Here is a 20,856-nt window from a genome sequence, read left to right as displayed (position 1 = left end):
ATTGTGGTCATCACAAAACGGGCGGACGACATAAATCCTGTAGGAGCGAGGCTTGCCCGCGAAAGGGCCAGACCAGTCGCCGCAAAGTCTGGATCTAGGTAAGATATCGGCCTTTCCCCGCAGCCCCTTGCTGCACCCCGCCGAATAAGCCGATTTCCATGCCTTTTGAACTCAGCGTTGACCTCACCACCCTGGCCATTCTGGCCATTGTCGCCTTCATTGCCGGTTTCATCGACGCCATCGCCGGCGGTGGCGGTCTGCTGACTACCCCGGCGCTGTTGACCGCCGGCCTGCCGCCACACCTGGTGCTGGGCACCAACAAGCTGAGTTCGACCTTCGGCTCCGCCACCGCCAGTTTTACCTTCTATCGCCGCAAGCTGTTCCATCCCCGGCAGTGGGTGCACGCCATCGTCGGTACGCTGGTCGGTGCACTGACCGGCGCCGTGGTCGCGCATTACCTGCCCGCCGAATGGCTGAACAAGATGCTGCCGGTGATTGTGTTTGCCTGTGGCCTGTACCTGTTGTTCGGCGGCACACCGAAAGCGCCGCTGGACAGCGACGCACCGATCAAGAAAAAGTGGCAATCGACCCAAGGCTTCAGCCTCGGTTTCTACGACGGTGTGGCCGGTCCGGGAACCGGCGCGTTCTGGACTGTCAGCAGTCTGCTGATGTATCCCATCGACCTGGTGAAGGCCAGCGGCGTGGCGCGCAGCATGAACTTCGTCAGCAACATCGCGGCGCTGTCGGTGTTCGTGTTTTCCGGGCAGGTGGACTGGATCATCGGCCTGAGCATGGGCCTGTCGGTGATGGTCGGCGCGTTCTTCGGGGCTCGCACCGCCATCAGCGGCGGCGCGAAGTTCATTCGCCCGGTGTTCATCACCGTGGTGCTGGGCTTGACCGTGCGGCTAGCCTGGCAGCACTGGTTCAGCGTGGCCTAAGCGCCGCGCCACGTAGACGTCGATGAGGTAACGGGCAATCGAGCGCGACGCCGGCAAGGGTGGCAACTCATGAACGTTGAACCACTGGGCGTCTTCAATCTCGTCTTCCTGACAGACAATCTCGCCACCGGCGTACTCGGCGTGAAAGCCGAGCATCATCGAATGCGGGAACGGCCAGCACTGGCTGCCCAGGTACTGGATGTTCTTGACCTCGATCTGCACCTCCTCGCGCACTTCGCGAATCAGGCAGTCCTCGGCTGACTCGCCCGGCTCGGCAAACCCCGCCAACGTGCTGTAGACCCCGGCCACGAAACGTGGCGAACGGGCCAACAGCACCTCGTCGCCCCGGGTCACCAGCACAATCATGCTCGGCGAGATGCGCGGGTAATAGCGTAAATCACACGGTTCGCAGTACATCGCACGCTCACGAGGAACTTGCGTCGCCGCCTGACCGCAATTGCCACAAAAGCGATGCTCGCGGTACCAGGTGCCGATCTGCGCGGCATAACCAAGCACCTTGTACACCGTGTGATCGCCATCGAGCATGAACGCCCGCAAGCCTTTCCAGTTGCAGCCCGGTACGTCGCTGTGACTGCGCAATTCCAGCAGGTAGACCGGTTCGCCATCCAGGTGACCGATGCCATGTTCGGCCAGGATCGACAGGTCCTGGCGTTTGAGCCATTCGCGGGGGAACAGCGCGCCATTGTCGTCGAACAGAAAGCCTTCGGGGCTGCGAGCCACGGCCCAGCCGCCAGGTTGATCGGTGTCCAGTACTGCGGTGGTCCAGCGTGAAGTCATTTTAATCAGTCCAGAAATTCGGGTTTCTGTTTGCTCATATGGGCAGCCATGGCCACGCGCAAATCGGTGGATTGCAGCATGGCGGCGTTCCAGGTGGCAACGTATTCGAGGCCGTCGTCGATGCGGTGGTCGCGCATGTAGCTGATCATCTCTTTGGTGCCGGTGACCGCGATCGGCGACTTGCTGGCGATTTCCCGGGCAATGCCCATCACACCATCCAACAGGCTGGCCTGGTCGCTGTAAACGCGATTGACCAGGCCGATGTTGCGCGCTTCCTCGGCGCCAAAGGTGCGACCAGTGTAAGCCAGTTCACGCAGCATGCCGTCACCGATGATCCGCGGCAAACGTTGCAAAGTGCCAACGTCGGCGGCCATGCCGATGTCGATTTCCTTGATCGAAAATTGCGCGTCCTCGGCGGCGTAACGCATGTCGCACGCGGCAATCAGGTCGATGGCGCCGCCCAGGCAATAACCCTGAATCGCCGCCACCACCGGCTTGCGGCAGTTATCGACGGCGTTGAACGACGCTTGCAGAGCGAGGATCTTGCGGCGCAGCAGGCGCGCATTGCGGCCGACGTCCTTGCCCAGTTCATTGGCCACCCCGGCCAGCATCATCAGGTCGATGCCGGAGGAAAAGTGCTTGCCGGCGCCACTGAGTACAACAACCCGGGCTTCATCGGTGTCATCGATCCACTGGAAAATTTCGATGATCTCGCTCCAGAACGCGGCGTTCATCGAATTGATCTTTTCCGGGCGGTTGATCTGCACATGGGCGATTTTATCGGCCAGTTCGACGGTGAACGCGGTGTACTGAGACATGGCAGTGATCCTTTTACCGGGCAAAAATGAGGACCGGACTATAACAAGGCATTGCGTGGGGGAGTAAGGCAGTGGTTCGGCCAAAAGCGGGACTGCCTCGGGTTCTCCAGTGTCTGATCTGACCTCTTCGCGGGCAAGCCTCGCTCCTACGGGCATACGGTGCCTTTGTAGGAGCGAGGCTTGCCCGCGAAGGCAGCACCGCCGATCTAACTGCCCTTCACCGCCACAAACGCCACGGTTTCATAAGGTACGGTCACCACATCCTTGCCGCGCAAGTCAGGCTCCCCGGCAATCAACGCCCGCATCTGTTCATCCACCCTCTCCCGCTGCTCCTCGGGCAACGCCGCAATAAAACTGGTGGAGCGCACGCGATTGAAGATCACATCTTCCGGCGCCCCCGTGTGCCCATGGCTGAAATACTGGGCTTGCAACGGCCCGAACGCCGGATGAGGAAAGGCCTGACGCCAGGCTCCCGTGTAGTAGCGCGGCGTATCGCCTTCCAGCGCGTTGACGATCGCATCCAGTTTCGGCACCCAACTCACCTTGGTATCGCGCAGGTTCCACACCAGGCCCAGTCTGCCACCGGGCTTGAGGACCCGGGCGATTTCGGTCAGCGCTTCAGTGCTGGCAAACCAGTGAAAGGCCTGGGCGCAGACCACCACGTCCACTGATGCATCCGGCAGCGGCAAATCCATCGCGGTGCCGCTCACCGCCAACACATCGGGGAACGCGTCGGACAACTTCTCAAGCATCTGCGGCACCGGTTCCACGGCAATCACCTGCGCGCCGGTCGCGACCAGGCGCCCAGTGAATTTACCGGTGCCCGCGCCCAGATCGATCACGGTTTTGCCCGCGTTCAAGCCCAGGGTTTCGCTCAGCCACTCGGCCACTTGCGGCGGGTAGTCCGGGCGGCCGCGAAAATACGTATCGGCCCCGGTTTTGTAACCCGCAGCCGCAGAATGATGGACCTGATCTTTCATGGCAGTGCTCCTGAACAACAACGAATGCTGTCGAGCATAGCGCCTCGATTTGAGCTTTCCCCGCCAAAGAAATGAATAATTGTTCACCCTGCGGTGTTCTCCAATCAACGCCCCATGAGAATTGCCCCTGCGGCTGCCGCCTGCGGCCGGGGCGTGGTTTACACTCAATCGAATCAACTCGCCGAGCATTTTCCATGACTATCCGTTTTGCTGTTTTCACCGCCCCGCTGTTGCTCGCCGTTGCGTTGTCCGGTTCACTGGCCCTGGCCGATGGCGACGATGACGCTCCGGCCAAACCCAACTGCCCCAAAGGCCAGGTGTTCGACACCAAATCGCAGAAGTGCGTCATGCAAACCAGCAGCCTGGTCCCGGACGCTGACCGCACCGATTACGCCTACCGCCTGGCCAAGGACGGTCGCTACGAAGAAGCCCTGGCCCTGCTCGATACGCTCAAGAATCCAAATACGGCCAAGGCTCTGAACTACCGCGGCTATGCCACGCGTAAACTGGGGCGTACCGACGAAGGCATCGGTTATTACCTGCAATCGGTCAAACTCGACCCGCACTATGCGCAAGTGCGTGAATACCTCGGCGAGGCTTACGTGATCAAAGGTCGGCTGGACCTTGCGCAAGAGCAGTTGCAGCAGATCAAATCGATCTGTGGCAGTACGTGTGAGGAATATCAGGACCTGGCCGAAGCGATCAATGATTCATCGAAAACCTGACACACCGAACAGACGGAGGTCGCCATCGCCAGCGATCAGGCAATACGAACAGAACTGGGCCAGCATTTGACGCGTTTATGGCGTTACGGCCTGCTGCTGTCCCGGCAACGGCATGTGGCCGAAGACCTGGTGCAAGCCACCTGCGTTCGGGCACTTGAGCGTGCCGGGCAGTTTGTCCCTGGCACCCGCATGGACCGCTGGCTGTTGAGCATTTTGCATTCGATCTGGCTCAACGAAGTGCGCTCCCGACGGGTGCGCCAGGGTCAGGGCCTGGTCGATGCCGACAGCCAGTTGTCGGTTGACGGAGAATCCGTGGCGCAGACCCATGTGCTCGCCGCCCAGGTCATCCGCCGCGTCGACGCCCTGCCCGAGGCCCAGCGTGAAACGGTGTACCTGGCTTACGTTGAAGGCCTGTCGTATCGCGAAGTCGCCGAGGTGCTGCAAGTGCCCATCGGCACCGTCATGAGCCGCCTCGCCGCCGCACGGGTGAAACTGGCTGAATATCCGCCACTGCACACAGTGCCGAACCCTTTCACGGGAGAACGTCGATGAACGAGCGCGCGACACCTTCGGACGAGGAACTGGTGGCGTACCTCGACGATCAGCTCGATGCCGACCAGCGCACCCGCATCGACGCGGCCGTCGCCGAAGACTCGACACTCAACTTGCGCCTGCAATGGCTGGCCCGCAGCAACCTGCCGTTCAAAGAGGCTTATGACGAACTGACCCAACAGGCGCCTGTCCACCGCTTGCAGTCGATGCTCGACACTTTGCCCTCGCCTGAACGTCCGGCCCTGAATCGACGCCGATTCCTCGCGGCTGCGGCCGGCCTGGTGGTGAGTGGCGTGGTGGCGGATCGATTGTTCCTTGCCTGGCAACTGAGTCAGGAGAAAAGCAACTGGCGGGGCCTGGTCGCCGACTATATGTCGCTGTACGTGCCACAAACCCTGGAACACTTGCCCGTCGACGAAGCCTCACAACGGGCGCAACTGCGAACCATCGACGCGCGCCTGGGCCTGAACCTGACGCCTGCAAAACTGGCCCTGCCACGGTCCGAATTGAAGCGCGCGCAGATCCTCGAATACGACGGCATGCCGATCGCGCAGATTACTTATCTGGACCCGGCACATGGTCCGATTGCCTTGTGCGCCAAGCGCTCCAACAGTGGTAGCCGGCATTTTTCCCATGAGATTCGGCACAGGATGAATGTGGTGTATTGGGCAGACATGGAACATGCGTGGATGCTGATCGGGCATAACCCGGCGGCGGAACTGGAAGGCATGGCGAAATCGTTGCGTAGCCGACTTAGCGCGTGAGCGAAGTTGCCCTATGCTTGGCGTCTGTTTTCCAAGGAGGAACCTCCCCATGCCAAACGTTTCTCGCACAGCCTTGCTGGTCATCGACGTACAGAACGACTTCATCCCCGGGGGGCAACTGCCGGTGCCCGAGGGAGACTTGATCGTGCCCTTGATCAACCGCCTGGGCGACCGGTTCAAACAGGTCATCATTACCCAGGACTGGCACCCGCCCGGCCACGCCTCGTTCGCGTCCAGCCATCCCGATCGCGAACCTTACGAGGTCATCGAGCTGCCTTACGGCGCGCAAACACTGTGGCCGGATCATTGTGTACGGGCGACGGCAGGGGCCGAGTTACACAAGGATCTCAACCTGCCCCACGCGCAACTGATCATCCGCAAGGGCTGCAACCCGGACATCGACAGTTACTCGGCATTTCTGGAAGCGGATCGCAAGACCACCACCGGCCTGGCCGGCTATTTGAAAGAACGCGGCATCGACACGCTCTACCTGGTCGGACTGGCGCTGGATTTCTGCGTGATGTTCTCGGCGCTGGATGCGCGGGCAGCGGGTTTCAATGTGTTCGTGGTGTTGGATGCGTGCCGGGCGATTGACCTGGACGGATCGTTGGCGGCTGCGATCGAGCGGATGCAGGTGGCTGGCGTTGATCTGGTTTCAGCGGATCAAGTGCCGGGTTAACCCCGGCACCTGCCCACAAGGACTGCGATCGAGTGCGCCACGACTCGAACGCAGTTTCGCAGGCTTGGCAGACGCTACCTGGAAATTGCAATCGCTCACTCACCGATAACCAAGTCTGTTCCGTTTCGGCCCCACACTAATCAGCCACTCTGAAATTATCGAGTGAGAACCAGTCCGGCGTAGGGCAGTGAAAATCCAGCCGAGCGATACCCGGTGCATCAAATGAAACATTCACCGGACCACCGTATGATGTCCCCAGTTTCTGTGTGCCCAGCAAGGCTCCAGCGGCGGTGTAATACGACACAGTGCTGTTGTCGTAATTGGAGCTGACGTGCCAGAAACTGATCCGTGAGTAACTGTTCTTGAGTTTCAATTCCACGTTCACCGCCGCTGTGCCAAACGCCTCGCGACCGATGCTCAGCACCTGGTTTTCTACCTGTCCCGGAAACGATTCGCCAATTTCAGTGCGGGGGGTGACGGCAACCTCGCCTTCTCCCGACTTGAACGTGATCCGCATGCTGGACAGATCAATGACACCGCCGTGCCGCACCGTTTGGGTGGGCGCACCGTCAAAGTCCTCCAGAGGCTGAGCGGGCAGGTTCAATACTGTCAGTTCCTGTGTGGCAAACACCACGGCAGCGCTTTCATCGTCCTTGCCGTCGAACCCCACTTTCAACACCATTTGCAGCTGGCTTCCGGGCTTGAACTTCAGCAGCAGATCCCGTGGCACCGTGTTGTCCAGCCCGCCTATCTCCACATTCGTGACAGGTGCGCCCTGAGCGATAGGGATGACGTACTCGTTGCCATTTACATCAACACCGTGCAGGCGAAACCAACGCAATTGCCCAAGTCCTATCCCGGGCCATGGCGCGCATTGCGCCTGCACTGGGCCCGCAAACGAGCCGAGATCCAGCACCTTATTGCCGAGGGCTTGAGGGATCGACGGCTTTGGCAGGCGCGGATCCTTGTCTTTTATTCGATTGATCGTCACATCCAGTGAATCGCTGGCTTGTGCCGCAGTATCGCGGAGCAACACCCAGGACAGGCTCATGACCGCACCATGATTGGCCATCAACATCTGTGGCTTGAGCAGAAAGTTCGCCCGATGATTTTTGTTGAAGGCCATGGCGGCGAACGTCGGCGAGCCGAGACCGGGTGTACCTTCGGCCAACAGTCGGGCCTGATCACCGGGAACATCGTCAAGAAATTCCACACGAGCGGTCACGCCATCAACAAAGTCCAGTGGGTCCAGTGGAGTGCCCGCCCCCACCAGCGTTGGCGGTTGCAGCAAGGAGACAGCCTTGCCTTTGACGTCGACCTTCAACGCAATGGAACGATCAAGCCTATTGCCCTGACTCATGCGGGTGTAACTGAACACGGCAGTCCCGCCCGCAACTCGGGCGAATCGATCGTATGGAACGGACAGCGAATACATGAAAGGGACATTCTTGATTGTTTCAATGAGCGTCAACACGTCTTCCGGTTCCGATCCGTCGGCGCTGCGGAAGCGGCAAGTGAGGTGGATTTCGTCGTCTTTCAACCAACCGCGCGGCACGTAAACCTGTGCCGTGGCCGGTTTGCCCGCGAGTTTTTCAAGCTCGATGGTATCGGGATCGTCTTCGGCATCGGCGGGGTCTTCACTGACGATCGGTGGGTCATACCACGTGCCCTTCAGGTTGACGTACAGATACAGACTGGCCGAGTACGGGCTGTTGACATCCGGCCCGTTACCTACGCGATCGATCACTGTGTAATTGATGCGAAAACGCGGATTATCGCCAGCCGCAACAAATGTCGCTTCGTCGACCGTCATCTCGAGCCAACCCTGATCGACTTCAGGCTGGGTCACCGTGTGGTTGAGCACAATGGAATTGCAATCGAGCCGAATCTGGTCAAACGTCCTCATCAACGGATAGGACAGCGTGACGATAACACCTTCGCTCGCCCGCTCAGGGTCCACGCCTTGATCCAGCACTTCTGACTCGACTTCAATCGATAGCTCCGAATGACCTTCCTCGCCAGGAAACTGATCCACGAGGCCGGGGCGCTGCGCATGGAATAACACTCGCAACGGCGCCGAAGCGTCGATCTCGGTGCCTGCGCGATCAAGCAAGCAATCGAGCGTATTGAGCCCGTCCGTCCAGTGCCGGGTCTGCACGTAAACAGTCGCACGCTTGTCTTCTTCACCCGCCATCACGGGGAATGAGGCCACCGTTGCGCCGTTGAGCTGCAACTTGAAGGTGTCACCGGCTTGCGCGAGGGACGAAGGCTCGATGAACACTTTGACCCCTTCCGGATACAGGTAAGTCAACGCCAGTGGCAGCCCGGCGTCGACGCCGTCCGGCCCCGGAATCGGTTCTTTCATTCCCGGAATGAGGGGTTTGTCGAGGGTGAATGTGGTCATCGTATTCATGGGAAAGTCCCTGTAGGCCGGGCTGCGATGGCTGGATAGAAAAGAGCACGTCCTTTTTATTCAACACCGCCCGGCCGATGACCGCTACTGTCAGATCTGACAGGTACAGCACCTTAAAAACCTGAATGACTACCTTTAGTCTGAAAACGCGCCTGACCTTAAGCCGAAGTGCTGGCCGGCGTCGGCAACCACAATTTGAATCGCGCTCCGCCGAGCGGCGATGCCTCAACGGTCAGCGTGCCACCCTGCGCTTCCAGCGCCCGACGACTGATCGCCAGCCCCAGGCCAAATCCGCCCGTTGCCCGATCCCGGCTGCGATCCAGTCGATAGAACGGTTCAAAAATCCTCTCGCGCTCATCGTCGGGAATGCCGATGCCGTCGTCGTCGACCCAGATTTCACACCCTTTCGGACAGACCTTTACGCCAATCTGAATACGCTTTTCGCAATAGCGCATGGCATTGCGCAGCAGGTTCTGTATCGCGCGAGCCGTCAGTCGCGGGTCCAGCACGAAGCGTTCAAGTTGCCCATGCAGCAGCACGTCGATCACGATGTCCGGCGATTCCAGTTCTTCATCGACGCTGCCCAGAATGCTGTCGATGAACTCGTCCAGCGACACTTCAACCTGCTCCGGCAGACGCGCCGGGTTTTGCAGTCGGCTGTAGGACAGCAACTCCAGCACCAGCTCATCCAGCTCCCGTATGTGCGCGACCAGCCCCAGCAGCCGCTCGCGACTGGCGGCCGGCAAGTCGTCGGACAGCGCCAGGGCCAGGCCGAAGTCCAGGCGCGTCAGCGGTGTGCGCAGTTCGTGGGACACGGCGTTGAGCAAGTCGCGTTGCTGGTTGAGCAGGTTTTCGATGTCGCCGGCCATGGTGTCGAAGACAGTGGCCAGGCTGCCGATGTTGGAGTGCGAGGAGATCTGTGTGCGTTCGCCGAGGTGGCCCTTGCCGAAACGTTCGGCGGTGCCTTTGAGCCGTTCCAGATCGCGCCAGTGCGGACGCAGCCACAGCAACAGGCAGGCGAGCATGGTCGCGCCGATCAGGACGTTGATGCTCCAGTACAACAGGCTGACGTCCATCGGGTCCGGCGGTACGACCATTTCGACAACGGACTGCTCATTCAGCGGTGCCACGGCGAGCGTGCGCCAGCCCCAGTCGCCGATGCGCACGATGTTCTCGCCACGCTGCAAACGCTGGCGCTCCTGGAGGGTGAAGTCGGGATCGTCATGGCGGGTCAGAACGATGCGCAGCGGGGCAAACTCCTTGTCCATTTCAGTCGCCAACGCTGGCCATTGAGCTTCCGGCACGGCATGGAACTGTTTGACGATGAGGGTTTGCAGCCCGCGCGAATAATCGAGGTTGTAGGTGACGAACCGCTCATGGAAGAGCTTGATCACCAAGTCCGGCATCAGGTAGATCGCCGCGCTGTACGAGACGATCATCACCAGATAGAGGCGAAACAGGATCCTGAACATCGTCTCAGCATTCCCACTCGGAACGGCTGAACAGGTAGCCCTTGCCCCACACGGTCTTGATCTTGCGCGCCTCGCCCGCGTGGTCGTCGAACTTGCGCCGCAACTTGGAAATCGCCACGTCCACCGAGCGGTCGGTGCCGTTGAATTCGATGCCGCGCAGGCGTTGCAGGATCTGGTCGCGGCTCAGCACTTCGCCGGCATGCCGGGCCAGCACCACCAGCAGGTTGTATTCACCGCTGGACAGCTCCACCAGCTGATCGCGCCAAGTCACGGTGCGCTCGGACAAGTCGATGCACAAGTTGCCCATGAGGATGCGGTCGTTGGCGGTCTGCGGTTCGCTGAGGCTGCTGCGGCGCAACAGCGTGCGCACGCGGGCCAGCAAGACGCGGGGTTCGCAGGGTTTGGTGACGTAGTCGTCGGCGCCCATTTCCAGCCCCAGCACCTGGTCGTGGCTGTCGTCGCGAGCGGTGAGCATCAGGATCGGCAGCGTGGCCGAATCCGCCCGCAGCAAGCGGCAGACTTGCAGGCCATCGAGCCCGGGCAGCATCAGGTCGAGGATGACCAGGTCCGGCGGATTGACCCGCGCCCGCTCGCGCACGTGGTCGCCACGGCTGATCACACTGACGCTATAGCCATTGCGTTCCAGGTAGCTGGCAATCAGTTCGGAGAGCGCGGTGTCGTCTTCGACCAGGAGGATGTTGGGCATGGGTGTTTCCAGAAAGTGCAGTGGCGACCTTTGGGGCCTCTTCGCGGGCAAGCCTCGCTCCTACAGGGAAATGCGCATACTCGCTCCAACGAGGGAATGCGATTAACGGTAGGAGCGAGGCTTGCCCGCGAAGGCGGCCTGACAGGCGCAAAAAGTTTCAAGCGGCCAAGGATATACGCCCCCGCACGCCCGCGAGCAAAACCCTTACACAATTTCACACAGCACCAACAAAGCTTCACCGCTACTCTCCTCGCCTCCCCGTAGGATGCGGGCAGTCATTATTGGGGTAATTACATGTCAAAGAACCTGCTTGCCAAGCTCAGCCTGATGGCGCTGGCATTGACGCTGAGCGCTTGTGACAAGTCCTCGAACGCCGAAGAACAGGCGCCTCTGGCCACGGTGCGCGTCGAAACAATCGAAGCCCGGCCCCTGTCGATCACCAGTGAACTGAGCGGGCGGATTGCCGCGCCACGGATTGCCGAAGTCCGCGCCCGGGTCGCCGGCGTCGTGTTGCAACGCACCTTTCGCGAAGGCAGCGACGTCAAAAAAGGCGATGTGCTGTTCCGTATCGACCCGGCACCCTTCAAGGCTGACCTCGACAGCGCCGAAGCGTCCTTGCGCAAGGCTGAAGCCAATGCGTTCCAGGCCAAATTGCAGGAACAGCGTTATGCCCAGTTGATCGAAGGCAACGCCATCAGCGGCCAGGATTACGACAACGCCCGGGCCAGTGCCCGGCAAACCGCTGCTGATGTCGCCGCCAACAAGGCCGCCGTGGACCGGGCGAAACTCAACCTCGGCTACGCCACCGTCACTGCGCCGATTTCCGGGCGCATCGGCCGCGCGCTGGTGACCGAAGGTGCGCTGGTCGGGCAGAACGAAACCACGCCGCTGGCACTGATCCAGCAGCTGAACCCGATTCACGCCGACCTGACCCAATCGACCCGGGAACTCAACGACCTGCGCCGCGCCTTCCGTTCCGGGCAGTTGAAGGAAGTGGGCCAGGGCCAGGCCAAAGCCACGCTGATTCAGGATGACGGCAGCCTTTACCCGCTGCCGGGCAAGCTGCTATTCACCGACATCACTGTCGACCCGGGCACTGGCCAGATTATCGTGCGCAGCGAGTTCCCCAACCCGGACCTCGACTTGCTGCCGGGCAGCTTCGTGCGGGTGCGCCTCGAACAAGCCGTCAATCAGCAAGGCATCAGCGTACCGCAACGGTCCATTCAGCGTGACAGCGCCGGCATTGCCCAGGTGTTGGTGATCGACGCCGAGCAGCGCATCGGCCAGCAAACGGTAGAACTGGGCGCGGTACAGAACGATCGCTGGATCGTCACCGCCGGCCTTAACCCCGGCGACCGCATCGTCACCGAAGGCCTGCAACACGCCAAGCCCGGTGAAAAAGTCCAGATCGACAACACCCCTCTTCCACTTGCCCAGGTTTCTGGTCAGTAAGCAGGACGCTTTTTATGCCGCAGTTCTTTATCGATCGCCCGGTGTTCGCCTGGGTGGTTGCCCTGTTCATCCTGCTGGCCGGCGCCTTGGCCATTCCTCAGTTGCCGGTGGCGCAATACCCCGACGTCGCGCCGCCGCAGATCGAAATCTACGCCGTGTACCCCGGCGCTTCGGCGCAGACCATCGACGAGAGCGTAGTCAGCCTGATCGAGGAAGAGCTCAACGGCGCTGATCATCTGCTGTATTTCGAATCCCAGAGCAGCCTCGGCAGCGCCACCATCAAGGCCACTTTCCAGCCGGGCACCCACCCGGAAATGGCTCAGGTCGACGTGCAAAACCGGCTGAAAGTCGTGGAGTCGCGCCTGCCCCAAGCGGTCAATCAGCAAGGCTTGCAGGTGGAGAAAGTCTCCGCCGGTTTCCTGTTGTTGATCACCCTGACTTCCAGCGACGGCAAGCTCGACGATGTGGCGCTCAGTGATTACCTGGCGCGCAACGTGATGAACGAGATCAAGCGTCTGGACGGCGTCGGCAAAGCCCAGTTGTATGGCGCCGAACGGGCGATGCGCATCTGGATCGACCCGCAGAAGCTGATCGGTTTCGACCTGACCCCGGGCGACGTCAACGCCGCCATCGTCGCGCAGAACGCCCAGGTCTCGGCCGGCAGCATCGGCGATTTGCCGACGCGTACCACCCAGGAAATCACCGCGACCATTCTGGTAAAAGGCCAATTGTCGACGCCGGAAGAATTCGCCGACATCGTCCTCAAGGCCAACCCTGACGGTTCCACCGTGCGCATCAAGGACGTGGCGCGGGTCGAGATCGGCAGCCAGGAATATCAGTTCGGCACGCGCCTGAACGGCAAGCCTTCCACCGCCGTCAGCGTACAGTTGGCGCCGGGCGCAAATGCGCTGAGCACCGCTACCCTGGTGCGAGCGAAGATGGATGAACTGGCGCGCTACTTCCCGGCGAACGTGGAATACAAGATTCCTTACGACACCTCGCCGTTCGTCAAAGTCTCTATCACCAAAGTGGTTTACACCCTCGGCGAGGCGATGCTGCTGGTGTTTGCGGTGATGTTCCTGTTCCTGCAGAACATCCGCTACACGCTGATCCCGACGCTGGTGGTGCCGGTGGCGCTGATGGGCACGTTTGCGACCATGCTCGCGCTGGGCTTCTCGATCAACGTGCTGACCATGTTCGGCATGGTACTGGCCATCGGCATTCTGGTGGATGACGCCATCGTGGTGGTGGAAAACGTCGAGCGGATCATGGCCACCGAGGGCCTGTCGCCCAAAGAGGCGACGCGCAAGGCGATGAAGCAGATTACCGGGGCAATCATCGGCATCACCCTGGTGCTGGTGGCGGTGTTTATTCCGATGGCGTTCATGCAGGGCTCGGTCGGGGTGATTTACCGACAGTTCTCGCTGTCGATGGCCACCTCGATCCTGTTCTCCGCCTTCCTTGCGCTGACCCTGACCCCGGCGCTGTGCGCGACGCTGCTCAAGCCGATTGCCAAGGGTGAGCATCACGAAAAGAGCGGGTTCTTTGGTTGGTTTAACCGTGGTTTCGAGCGTCTGACCGAGCGTTATCAAGGTTGGGTGGCGTATGCACTGAAACGCACGGGCCGTTATCTGCTGATCTACGGCGTACTGCTGATTAGTCTGGGCCTGTGTTTCAGTCGCCTGCCCTCCTCGTTTCTGCCGGTTGAGGATCAGGGCTACACCATCACCGACATTCAGCTACCACCGGGCGCGAGCAAAAACCGCACGGTCAAGGTCGTGGAACAAGTTGAAGCGCACAACGCCACTGAGCCGGGTGTCGGCGACAGCACAGTGATTCTCGGTTTCAGTTTTTCCGGCAGCGGACAAAACGCCGCGCTGGCATTTACCACGCTGAAGGATTGGTCGGACCGGGGCAGCGACGACTCGGCGAGTTCGATTGCCGACCGCGCCAACATTGCCCTGAGTCAGATAAAGGATGCGGTGGCCTACTCGGTGCTGCCGCCGCCGGTTGACGGTCTCGGCACTTCCAGCGGCTTCGAGTTCCGCTTGCAGGACCGTGGCGGCCTCGGTCATGCCACGCTGATGAAAGCGCGTAGCGAATTGCTCGCCGCCGCCGAGAAAAGCCCGATCCTGATGAACGTGCGCGAAAGCGCGCTGGCCGAGGCGCCGCAAGTGCAGCTGGAAGTCGACCGCAAACAGGCCAACGCTTTGGGCGTGTCCTTTGCCGACATTGGCAACGTGCTCTCCACGGCGGTCGGTTCGGCCTACATCAACGACTTCCCCAATCAGGGGCGGATGCAACGGGTGGTGGTTCAGGCTGAAGGCGATCAACGCAGCCAGGTGGCCGATCTGCTGAAGATCCACGTGCGTAACGACGGCGGAAAAATGGTGCCGTTGTCGGCCTTCGTCCAGGCGAAATGGACCCAAGGCCCGGCGCAGTTGACCCGTTACAACGGCTACCCGGCGATCAGCATTTCCGGCGAGCCGGCGCCCGGCCACAGCACCGGCGAAGCCATGGCGGAAATCGAGCGGCTGGTTGCACTCGGCCCGGCCGGGTTGGGTCAGGAGTGGACCGGGTTGTCTTTGCAGGAACGTTTGTCCGGCAGTCAGGCACCGATTCTGCTCGGGCTGTCGCTGTTGATCGTGTTCCTCTGCCTGGCGGCGCTGTATGAAAGCTGGTCGATTCCGACATCGGTGCTGCTGGTAGTGCCGCTGGGTGTGCTCGGCGCCGTGCTGGCCGTGACCTTTCGCGGGATGCCCAACGACGTGTTCTTCAAGGTCGGACTGATCACCATCATTGGCCTGTCGGCGAAGAACGCGATCCTGATCATCGAATTCGCCAAGAGCCTGTACGACGAAGGGCATGACTTGGTCGACGCCACGCTGCAAGCCGCGCGCTTGCGGTTGCGGCCGATTGTGATGACGTCGCTGGCGTTCATTCTGGGTGTGGTGCCGTTGGCAATTGCTACCGGGGCCAGTTCGGCGAGTCAGCAAGCAATCGGCACCGGGGTGATCGGCGGGATGATCACAGCGACGCTGGCGGTGGTGTTTGTGCCGGTGTTTTTTGTGGTGGTGATGAAGCTGGTCCGCAAACGCCATAAAGACATCTAACCCACCACATATCCCCTGCGGGAGCGGGTTGTTTTCTCTGGTGTGGTCACAACAGACCACACTGGACTAAGGTGGTCGCATACCCTGGCCCATCGAGCACCCATGCCCTATCTCGCCCGCACCCACCCTCGCCTGTCTGCCGCAGCCACCCTTGGCCTCGCAGCAGGCATTCTGGCTCCAGTCGATTCGATCATCAGCAAAATCCTCATTGGCTGGAATGTCGGGGTCTGGACGTACTTGATCCTGATGCTCTGGCTCGCCGCCCGCGCCAAGGCGCCTGATGTAAGGCGTATTGCCGAGATCGAAGACGAAAACGCCGGGTTGGTGTTGTTTGTGGTGTGCATCGCGGCGATTGCCAGCCTCGCGACCATCACCTTCGAGCTGGCCGGCAGCAAAGACCTGGAAACCACCCGCAAGCTTCTGCATTACGGCTTCACCGCGCTGACGGTCATCGGCTCATGGCTGCTGATCGGGGTGATTTTCAGCGTGCATTACGCTCGCCTGTTCTACACCTGGGACGGCAAGGACCTGGCACTACGCTTCGCCGAAGGACTGGAAACTCCCAATTACTGGGACTTTCTGTACTTCTCTTTCACCATTGGCGTGGCGGTGCAGACTTCGGATGTGGGCGTGGCGACTCGGAGCATGCGCAAGATTGTGCTGGCGCAATCACTGATCGGTTTTTTGTTCAATACGGCGATTCTCGGTTTTTCGATCAACATCGCAGCCGGGTTATTTGGCTGAGCGCTGCACAAACGTTCTAGTCATTGTTCCCGGCGTCGGCGTTAAATACGTCGGTAAACGGTTTCGCAGGTGCAACATGACCACCCACAACTGGATCGACCTGACCCAAGACGCCGACACCGGCATCGAAACCCTGCGCGCGCATTTCAAGGGCCACGCTTACGATCCGCACTGGCATGACAGCTACCTGGTGGGCGTGACCGAGCAAGGCGTTCAGCAATTCAATTGCCGGCGCGCCAAGCATCAGAGCACGCCGGGCAAAGTGTTCTTGCTCGAACCGGGAGACATCCACGACGGAGAGGCGCCGACGGAGGATGGGTTCACCTACCGCATGTTGTATCTCGACCCACAGTGGCTGGAACGTGAGTTGAGCGCGCTGTTCGAAGACGCGCCGCTTAATAGTCAATTGAGTTTCGCCACCACCCTGGCCAGTGATACAAGGCTGGCTCACGCCATCAGCCTCGCCTTTGAAGCCTTGCACGGGGCGGAATTGAGAATCGTGCGCCAGAGCGCTCTTGACGGGTTACTGGAGCGCCTCACCACTCACTTGCACTGGCGCACCCGTTATGCGGAAGACCCGCGCCTGCCCCGGGTGGCGCAGAAGGCCCGGGAGTACCTGCATGCCAACGCCCGTTACGACATCGGTCTCGATCAATTAGCTGCGGCAACTGGCGTAGATCGATTCCGTTTGACCCGCGCGTTCAAGGCCGCTTATGGCATCGCACCCCATGCTTACCTCGTGCAATTACGCCTGGCCACCGCGCGTCGCCTGCTGGCCCGCGGAGAACTACCGGCCACAATCGCCATGGAATTGGGGTTTTCCGATCAAAGTCATCTGGGCCGCTGGTTTGTAAGAGCCTATGGCCTGACACCCGCGCTGTACCGCAAGCGCTGCTCAAATCTTCCAGACAGGTGATACGCCGATTGTGAAGATCGTCATCATCGATCTTCACCGGAGTTTGCCCACGATGCTGCCCTCTTTCCCGACGTTCCTGCCTTTCCTGCTGTTTGCTTTCGTGGCGTCGATCACGCCCGGCCCCACCAACATTCTGGTGCTGAGTAACAGCGCCCGATATGGACTTTCTGCCGCGCTGCCGATCATTCTCGGTGCCTGTGCCAGCGCCGCCACCCTTGTTTTGGTGGTGGGTACCGGAGCTGGTTCGTCGCTGAGCGCGTTGCCCGCCGTGCAAACCGCCATGCAATGGATCGGAGTGATGTGGCTGAGTTACCTCGCGTGGCAGATTTTCAGCGCCCCGGCGCAATCCGTTGCCGCGCAGGAAACCAAGGCGCGACTTGGAGCGGTGGGCGCCGCCAGCTTGCAATTGATTAACCCGAAAACATGGATGATGGCCCTCGCCGTCGTCAGCGTCTTTGCCGGAACGGGTGAACATCGGCTGGTACAGGTGGTGTATCTGTCGCTGGCATTTTTCCTGATTTCCCTGCCTTGCCTCGGCGTATGGGCACTGCTCGGCGCAGGCTCCATGCGCTGGTTACGCTCGCCGCAGGCGATGCAACGTTTCAACCGTGGCATGGCGGTATTGCTGCTGGTTTCGGCCTGGCTGAGTGTCTGGCTGTGACCTCCATCCGTCGGCGTTTATAGGCTCATCGTTCATTCGCTACTTGACGGGGGATTCGTTTCTGGTGTCTTCTGAAACCGGTTTCATTAAATCCAATAAGAAGGTTTCAGACCGTGAACGATTTCTCCGCCGCCCAGCGCAGCCGCGTCACCATGCTTGACGTCGCCGAACACGCCGGCGTCTCCAAGGCCAGCGTCTCGCGCTTCATCGGCGATGATCGCGCTCTGCTCTCCGATGCCATTGCCTTGCGCATCGAGCAGGCAATTGCCCAACTCGGCTATCGCCCCAACCAGATGGCCCGCGGCCTGAAACGCGGCCGCACTCGCCTGATCGGCATGCTGGTAGCCGACATCCGTAACCCTTATTCGATTGCCGTGATGCACGGGGTGGAAACCGCCTGCCGTCAGCACGGCTACAGCCTGGTGGTGTGCAACACCGATCGCGATGACGAGCAGGAGCGCCAGCACCTCGCGTTGCTGCGCTCGTACAACATCGAAGGCTTGATCGTGAATACCCTGGGCCACCACCGCGATGAGTTGCGCGAGCTGCATCGGGAGATGCCGATGGTGCTGGTGGATCGCAAGGTTGAGCAGCTTGAAAGTGATCTGGTCGGTCTGGACAACCCGGCCGCAGTGGAAATGGCCATCGCCCACTTGCAGGAACGCGGCTATCGCGACGTGCTGATGGTGACTGAACCGTTTGACGGCACCAGCTCGCGGATAGAGCGGGTCAGCAGTTTCAAGGCGCAGATCGGGCAGCGTCGGACGCTGACCGGCGCGGTGGTCGAAACCGGTAGCGAGCTGACTGCGCAACTGAAAACCTTCCTGACAACCCCCGGCCCTGGTCACAAAGCGTTGTTCTGTGCCAATGGCATTGCGGCGTTGGCCGCAACCCATGCCTTGCGCGAGTTGCAGTGCAATCTGTTCGAGGATGTCGGGTTGATTGCTTTGGATGATCTGGATTGGTATCCGCTGGTGGGCAGCGGGATTACGGCGCTGGCCCAGCCGACGGCGGAGATTGGCGCGAGCGCGTTTGAGTGTTTGCTCAAGCGGTTGCGTGGGGATGACGGACCGGTGCGGACGATGGATTTTTCGGCGCGGTTGATTGTGCGTGGGTCGACCCTTGGGAATCTTCAGTGAATGTGATGGCCCTATCGCGAGCAGGCTCGCTCCCACATTGGAATGCGTACACCTGCTCGCGATGAGGCCCGAAAGAACCCCACATTACTCAAGCCATTTTTTTTGAACAAAAATGAAACCGGTTTCAGAGGTGCAAAACAATGAATAAACCACCCGTTTCCATCAGCCTGTCGAGCTACGGCGCCGATCTGGTCCGCCAACGTGGCCAAGGCAGTTTTATCGAGGTATTGGCGGCTGCCGGTGCCACGCGCATTGAATGGCGCGAAGAATTGCTGACCCATGAAAACCCGGTGCAACTGGCCGACGCCACTCGCTCACATGGCCTGGAAAGCATCTATTCCTCACCGATGGAACTGTGGCTGGCCGGCCAGTCGAAACCCAACCCTGAACTGCTTTGCACCCTCCAGCGCGCTGAAACGTTCGGCGCCAAATGGCTGAAAGTTTCCTTGGGCTACTTCACCGACAACAACGATCTGCACACCTTGAGCCGGATCCTCGCGCGAAGCCCGGTGCAGCTGCTGGTGGAAAACGACCAGACCTTGCACGGCGGGCGTATCGAGCCGTTCCAACGCTTCTTCGGCGAAGTCGAGCAACACCGACTGCCGATCAAAATGACCTTCGACATCGGCAACTGGCAATGGCAGGACCAGTCCGCCGTCAATGCCGCTCGGCTGCTCGGTCGGCATGTCGGCTACGTGCATTGCAAAGCCGTTGCGCGCCGGGCTGACGGCAAACTGGTCGCCATCCCACCGGCTGCCAGCGATGTGCAACTGTGGGAACAACTGCTGCGGCACATGGCCCAAGGCGTGATGCGCGCGGCGGAATATCCGCTGCAAGGCGATGACCTGGTGCAGTTGACCACCGACCACGTCGCCACCCTCGCCCGCCTCGGCCAATCCCGTCTGGAGAGTGCCCATGTCTGAGTTCGATATCCTCTCGTTCGGCGAAACCATGGCGATGTTCGTCGCCGATCAGAACGGTGATCTGGCGGCCGTCGGCCAATTCCACAAGCGCATTGCCGGGGCGGACAGCAACGTCGCGATCGGCCTGTCGCGGCTGGGGTTCAACGTGGCGTGGCTGAGCCGGGTCGGTGCCGATTCGTTAGGACGGTTTGTCGTCGATACGTTGGAAAAGGAAGGCCTGGATTGCAGCCATGTCGCCATCGACCCGGCACACCCGACCGGGTTTCAGCTCAAGTCTCGTACCGACGATGGCAGTGATCCGGCGGTCGAGTATTTCCGTCGCGGCTCGGCGGCGAGTCATTTGTCGGTGCAATCGATCTCCCCGCCGTTGCTCAACGCGCGACATCTGCACGCTACCGGCATTCCTCCGGCGCTGTCTGCGTCGGCCCGGGAAATGTCTTTTGAACTGATGACCCGCATGCGCACTGCCGGGCGCAGCGTGTCCTTCGACCCGAACCTGCGCCCAAGTCTGTGGGCCAGCGAGCAACTGATGATCAGCGAGATCAACCGTCTCGCCGCCCTCGCCCACTGGGTGTTGCCGGGGTTGAGTGAAGGACGTTTGCTGACCGGGTATGAAGACCCGGAGGACATTGCGGCGTTTTATCTCGATCAGGGTGCAGAAGCGGTGGCAATCAAACTCGGGTCTCATGGCGCGTATTACCGCACGCAGCAAGATCAAGGGTTTGTCGCGGGTGTGCCGGTGGCAACGGTGGTCGATACCGTCGGCGCCGGTGATGGCTTTGCCGTCGGCATGATCAGCGCCTTGCTCGAAAACCACAGCTTCGCCGATGCCGTGCAGCGGGCCAACTGGATTGGCAGCCGTGCGGTGCAGAGTCGCGGGGATATGGAGGGGTTGCCGACCCGACTTGAGATGTCCGTCGAATTTGAGACCGCTGTTCGCGGGCAAGCTTCGCGCCCACAGGACAGCGGCGCTCTTGTAGGAGCGAGACTTGCCCGCGAAGAGCCCCGCACAGCCACTGAAGATTTCTGACCCGTTACCTGCTGCGACAAAAACAACAAGCTC

19 protein-coding genes are annotated in these 20,856 nt (G+C 60.6%); 13 read left to right on the top strand and 6 right to left on the bottom strand.

The window, feature by feature from the left end; genetic code table 11:
- Nucleotides 1-158 precede the first annotated feature (158 nt).
- Complete coding sequence (locus JIO00_RS13725; RefSeq protein WP_102593769.1) at nucleotides 159-938, top strand: TSUP family transporter; 780 nt, start codon at nucleotides 159-161, stop codon at nucleotides 936-938.
- Here the strand turns inward: JIO00_RS13725 and nudC are convergent.
- From nudC to JIO00_RS13710, 3 genes are all read right to left on the bottom strand, one after another.
- The gene (gene nudC, locus JIO00_RS13720; protein WP_169857798.1) at nucleotides 906-1,736 is read right to left on the bottom strand and encodes an NAD(+) diphosphatase; all 831 of its coding nucleotides are present in this window, start codon (nucleotides 1,734-1,736) and stop codon (nucleotides 906-908) included. The two genes, JIO00_RS13725 and nudC, sit on opposite strands and share 33 nt — an antisense overlap.
- A 5-nt stretch (nucleotides 1,737-1,741) precedes the next feature.
- The gene (locus JIO00_RS13715) at nucleotides 1,742-2,554 is read right to left on the bottom strand and encodes a crotonase/enoyl-CoA hydratase family protein (RefSeq protein WP_200668485.1); all 813 of its coding nucleotides are present in this window, start codon (nucleotides 2,552-2,554) and stop codon (nucleotides 1,742-1,744) included.
- A gap of 206 nt (nucleotides 2,555-2,760) precedes the next feature.
- The gene (locus JIO00_RS13710; protein WP_200668483.1) at nucleotides 2,761-3,534 is read right to left on the bottom strand and encodes a class I SAM-dependent methyltransferase; all 774 of its coding nucleotides are present in this window, start codon (nucleotides 3,532-3,534) and stop codon (nucleotides 2,761-2,763) included.
- Between the two features lie 194 nt (nucleotides 3,535-3,728).
- On the opposite strand from JIO00_RS13710, the gene JIO00_RS13705 reads away from it, so the two are divergent.
- The 4 genes from JIO00_RS13705 (at nucleotide 3,729) to pncA (ending at nucleotide 6,254) form a co-directional block, all read left to right on the top strand.
- A complete protein-coding gene (locus tag JIO00_RS13705; protein ID WP_083376824.1) occupies nucleotides 3,729-4,259 on the top strand; it encodes a tetratricopeptide repeat protein in 531 nt (176 codons plus the stop codon).
- A 66-nt stretch (nucleotides 4,260-4,325) separates the two neighbouring features.
- Nucleotides 4,326-4,811 carry an RNA polymerase sigma factor gene (locus JIO00_RS13700; protein WP_077748369.1) on the top strand — a complete coding sequence of 162 codons (486 nt, stop codon included), beginning with the start codon at nucleotides 4,326-4,328 and terminating at the stop codon, nucleotides 4,809-4,811.
- On the top strand, nucleotides 4,808-5,575 hold the full coding sequence (locus JIO00_RS13695; RefSeq protein WP_200668481.1) for an anti-sigma factor family protein: 768 nt from the start codon (nucleotides 4,808-4,810) through the stop codon (nucleotides 5,573-5,575). Before JIO00_RS13700 ends, JIO00_RS13695 begins: the two co-directional genes overlap by 4 nt.
- Before the next feature lie 49 nt (nucleotides 5,576-5,624).
- On the top strand, nucleotides 5,625-6,254 hold the full coding sequence (gene pncA / locus JIO00_RS13690; RefSeq protein ID WP_200668479.1) for a bifunctional nicotinamidase/pyrazinamidase: 630 nt from the start codon (nucleotides 5,625-5,627) through the stop codon (nucleotides 6,252-6,254).
- Between the two features lie 136 nt (nucleotides 6,255-6,390).
- On the opposite strand, the gene JIO00_RS13685 is transcribed toward pncA, so the two are convergent.
- The 3 genes from JIO00_RS13685 to JIO00_RS13675 all read right to left on the bottom strand — a co-directional run bounded on the left by JIO00_RS13685 (nucleotide 6,391) and on the right by JIO00_RS13675 (nucleotide 10,845).
- Complete coding sequence (locus JIO00_RS13685) at nucleotides 6,391-8,667, bottom strand: hypothetical protein (protein ID WP_200668477.1); 2,277 nt, start codon at nucleotides 8,665-8,667, stop codon at nucleotides 6,391-6,393.
- Nucleotides 8,668-8,825: 158 nt separating this feature from the next.
- Nucleotides 8,826-10,139 carry an ATP-binding protein gene (locus JIO00_RS13680; protein ID WP_102593763.1) on the bottom strand — a complete coding sequence of 438 codons (1,314 nt, stop codon included), beginning with the start codon at nucleotides 10,137-10,139 and terminating at the stop codon, nucleotides 8,826-8,828.
- Between the two features lie 4 nt (nucleotides 10,140-10,143).
- Complete coding sequence (locus tag JIO00_RS13675; RefSeq protein ID WP_010459989.1) at nucleotides 10,144-10,845, bottom strand: response regulator transcription factor; 702 nt, start codon at nucleotides 10,843-10,845, stop codon at nucleotides 10,144-10,146.
- A gap of 294 nt (nucleotides 10,846-11,139) precedes the next feature.
- On the opposite strand from JIO00_RS13675, the gene JIO00_RS13670 reads away from it, so the two are divergent.
- From JIO00_RS13670 to JIO00_RS13635, 8 genes are all read left to right on the top strand, one after another.
- Entirely contained in the window at nucleotides 11,140-12,297 is a 1,158-nt protein-coding gene (locus tag JIO00_RS13670; RefSeq protein ID WP_083376828.1) for an efflux RND transporter periplasmic adaptor subunit, read from the top strand.
- Between the two features lie 14 nt (nucleotides 12,298-12,311).
- Nucleotides 12,312-15,410: an efflux RND transporter permease subunit gene (locus JIO00_RS13665; RefSeq protein WP_200668475.1), complete on the top strand. Its 3,099-nt coding sequence runs from the start codon at nucleotides 12,312-12,314 to the stop codon at nucleotides 15,408-15,410.
- A 102-nt stretch (nucleotides 15,411-15,512) separates the two neighbouring features.
- Nucleotides 15,513-16,154, top strand: coding sequence for a DUF1345 domain-containing protein (locus JIO00_RS13660; RefSeq protein WP_010459983.1), 642 nt, complete (start codon nucleotides 15,513-15,515; stop codon nucleotides 16,152-16,154).
- Between the two features lie 76 nt (nucleotides 16,155-16,230).
- Nucleotides 16,231-17,070 (top strand): AraC family transcriptional regulator, encoded by an 840-nt coding sequence (locus tag JIO00_RS13655; protein WP_200668474.1) that lies wholly within the window; start codon nucleotides 16,231-16,233, stop codon nucleotides 17,068-17,070.
- Between the two features lie 52 nt (nucleotides 17,071-17,122).
- Nucleotides 17,123-17,731, top strand: a complete 609-nt coding sequence (locus tag JIO00_RS13650) for a LysE family translocator (RefSeq protein WP_010459979.1) — start codon at nucleotides 17,123-17,125, stop codon at nucleotides 17,729-17,731.
- 113 nt (nucleotides 17,732-17,844) lie between these two features.
- The gene (locus JIO00_RS13645) at nucleotides 17,845-18,870 is read left to right on the top strand and encodes a LacI family DNA-binding transcriptional regulator (RefSeq protein ID WP_325166943.1); all 1,026 of its coding nucleotides are present in this window, start codon (nucleotides 17,845-17,847) and stop codon (nucleotides 18,868-18,870) included.
- Between the two features lie 140 nt (nucleotides 18,871-19,010).
- Nucleotides 19,011-19,793 carry a sugar phosphate isomerase/epimerase family protein gene (locus tag JIO00_RS13640; RefSeq protein WP_200668473.1) on the top strand — a complete coding sequence of 261 codons (783 nt, stop codon included), beginning with the start codon at nucleotides 19,011-19,013 and terminating at the stop codon, nucleotides 19,791-19,793.
- Nucleotides 19,786-20,823, top strand: coding sequence for a sugar kinase (locus JIO00_RS13635; protein ID WP_200668472.1), 1,038 nt, complete (start codon nucleotides 19,786-19,788; stop codon nucleotides 20,821-20,823). The genes JIO00_RS13640 and JIO00_RS13635 overlap by 8 nt, the downstream gene beginning before the upstream one ends.
- The last annotated feature ends 33 nt before the right edge of the window (nucleotides 20,824-20,856 follow it).

The organism is Pseudomonas sp. SW-3 (assembly GCF_016615645.1).
Lineage (GTDB): Bacteria > Pseudomonadota > Gammaproteobacteria > Pseudomonadales > Pseudomonadaceae > Aquipseudomonas > Aquipseudomonas mandelii.
The sequence above is the reverse complement of the archived record's forward strand: the minus strand, read 5'-3'. Positions and strand labels throughout refer to the sequence as shown.

Coding starts and splice junctions, on each gene's coding strand:
- JIO00_RS13725 (WP_102593769.1), top strand. CDS start 159: ATGCCTTTTGAACTCAGCGTTGACCTCACCACCCTGGCCATTCTGGCC.
- nudC (WP_169857798.1), bottom strand. CDS start 1,736: ATGACTTCACGCTGGACCACCGCAGTACTGGACACCGATCAACCTGGC.
- JIO00_RS13715 (WP_200668485.1), bottom strand. CDS start 2,554: ATGTCTCAGTACACCGCGTTCACCGTCGAACTGGCCGATAAAATCGCC.
- JIO00_RS13710 (WP_200668483.1), bottom strand. CDS start 3,534: ATGAAAGATCAGGTCCATCATTCTGCGGCTGCGGGTTACAAAACCGGG.
- JIO00_RS13705 (WP_083376824.1), top strand. CDS start 3,729: ATGACTATCCGTTTTGCTGTTTTCACCGCCCCGCTGTTGCTCGCCGTT.
- JIO00_RS13695 (WP_200668481.1), top strand. CDS start 4,808: ATGAACGAGCGCGCGACACCTTCGGACGAGGAACTGGTGGCGTACCTC.
- pncA (WP_200668479.1), top strand. CDS start 5,625: ATGCCAAACGTTTCTCGCACAGCCTTGCTGGTCATCGACGTACAGAAC.
- JIO00_RS13685 (WP_200668477.1), bottom strand. CDS start 8,667: ATGAATACGATGACCACATTCACCCTCGACAAACCCCTCATTCCGGGA.
- JIO00_RS13680 (WP_102593763.1), bottom strand. CDS start 10,139: ATGTTCAGGATCCTGTTTCGCCTCTATCTGGTGATGATCGTCTCGTAC.
- JIO00_RS13675 (WP_010459989.1), bottom strand. CDS start 10,845: ATGCCCAACATCCTCCTGGTCGAAGACGACACCGCGCTCTCCGAACTG.
- JIO00_RS13670 (WP_083376828.1), top strand. CDS start 11,140: ATGTCAAAGAACCTGCTTGCCAAGCTCAGCCTGATGGCGCTGGCATTG.
- JIO00_RS13665 (WP_200668475.1), top strand. CDS start 12,312: ATGCCGCAGTTCTTTATCGATCGCCCGGTGTTCGCCTGGGTGGTTGCC.
- JIO00_RS13660 (WP_010459983.1), top strand. CDS start 15,513: ATGCCCTATCTCGCCCGCACCCACCCTCGCCTGTCTGCCGCAGCCACC.
- JIO00_RS13655 (WP_200668474.1), top strand. CDS start 16,231: ATGACCACCCACAACTGGATCGACCTGACCCAAGACGCCGACACCGGC.
- JIO00_RS13650 (WP_010459979.1), top strand. CDS start 17,123: ATGCTGCCCTCTTTCCCGACGTTCCTGCCTTTCCTGCTGTTTGCTTTC.
- JIO00_RS13640 (WP_200668473.1), top strand. CDS start 19,011: ATGAATAAACCACCCGTTTCCATCAGCCTGTCGAGCTACGGCGCCGAT.
- JIO00_RS13635 (WP_200668472.1), top strand. CDS start 19,786: ATGTCTGAGTTCGATATCCTCTCGTTCGGCGAAACCATGGCGATGTTC.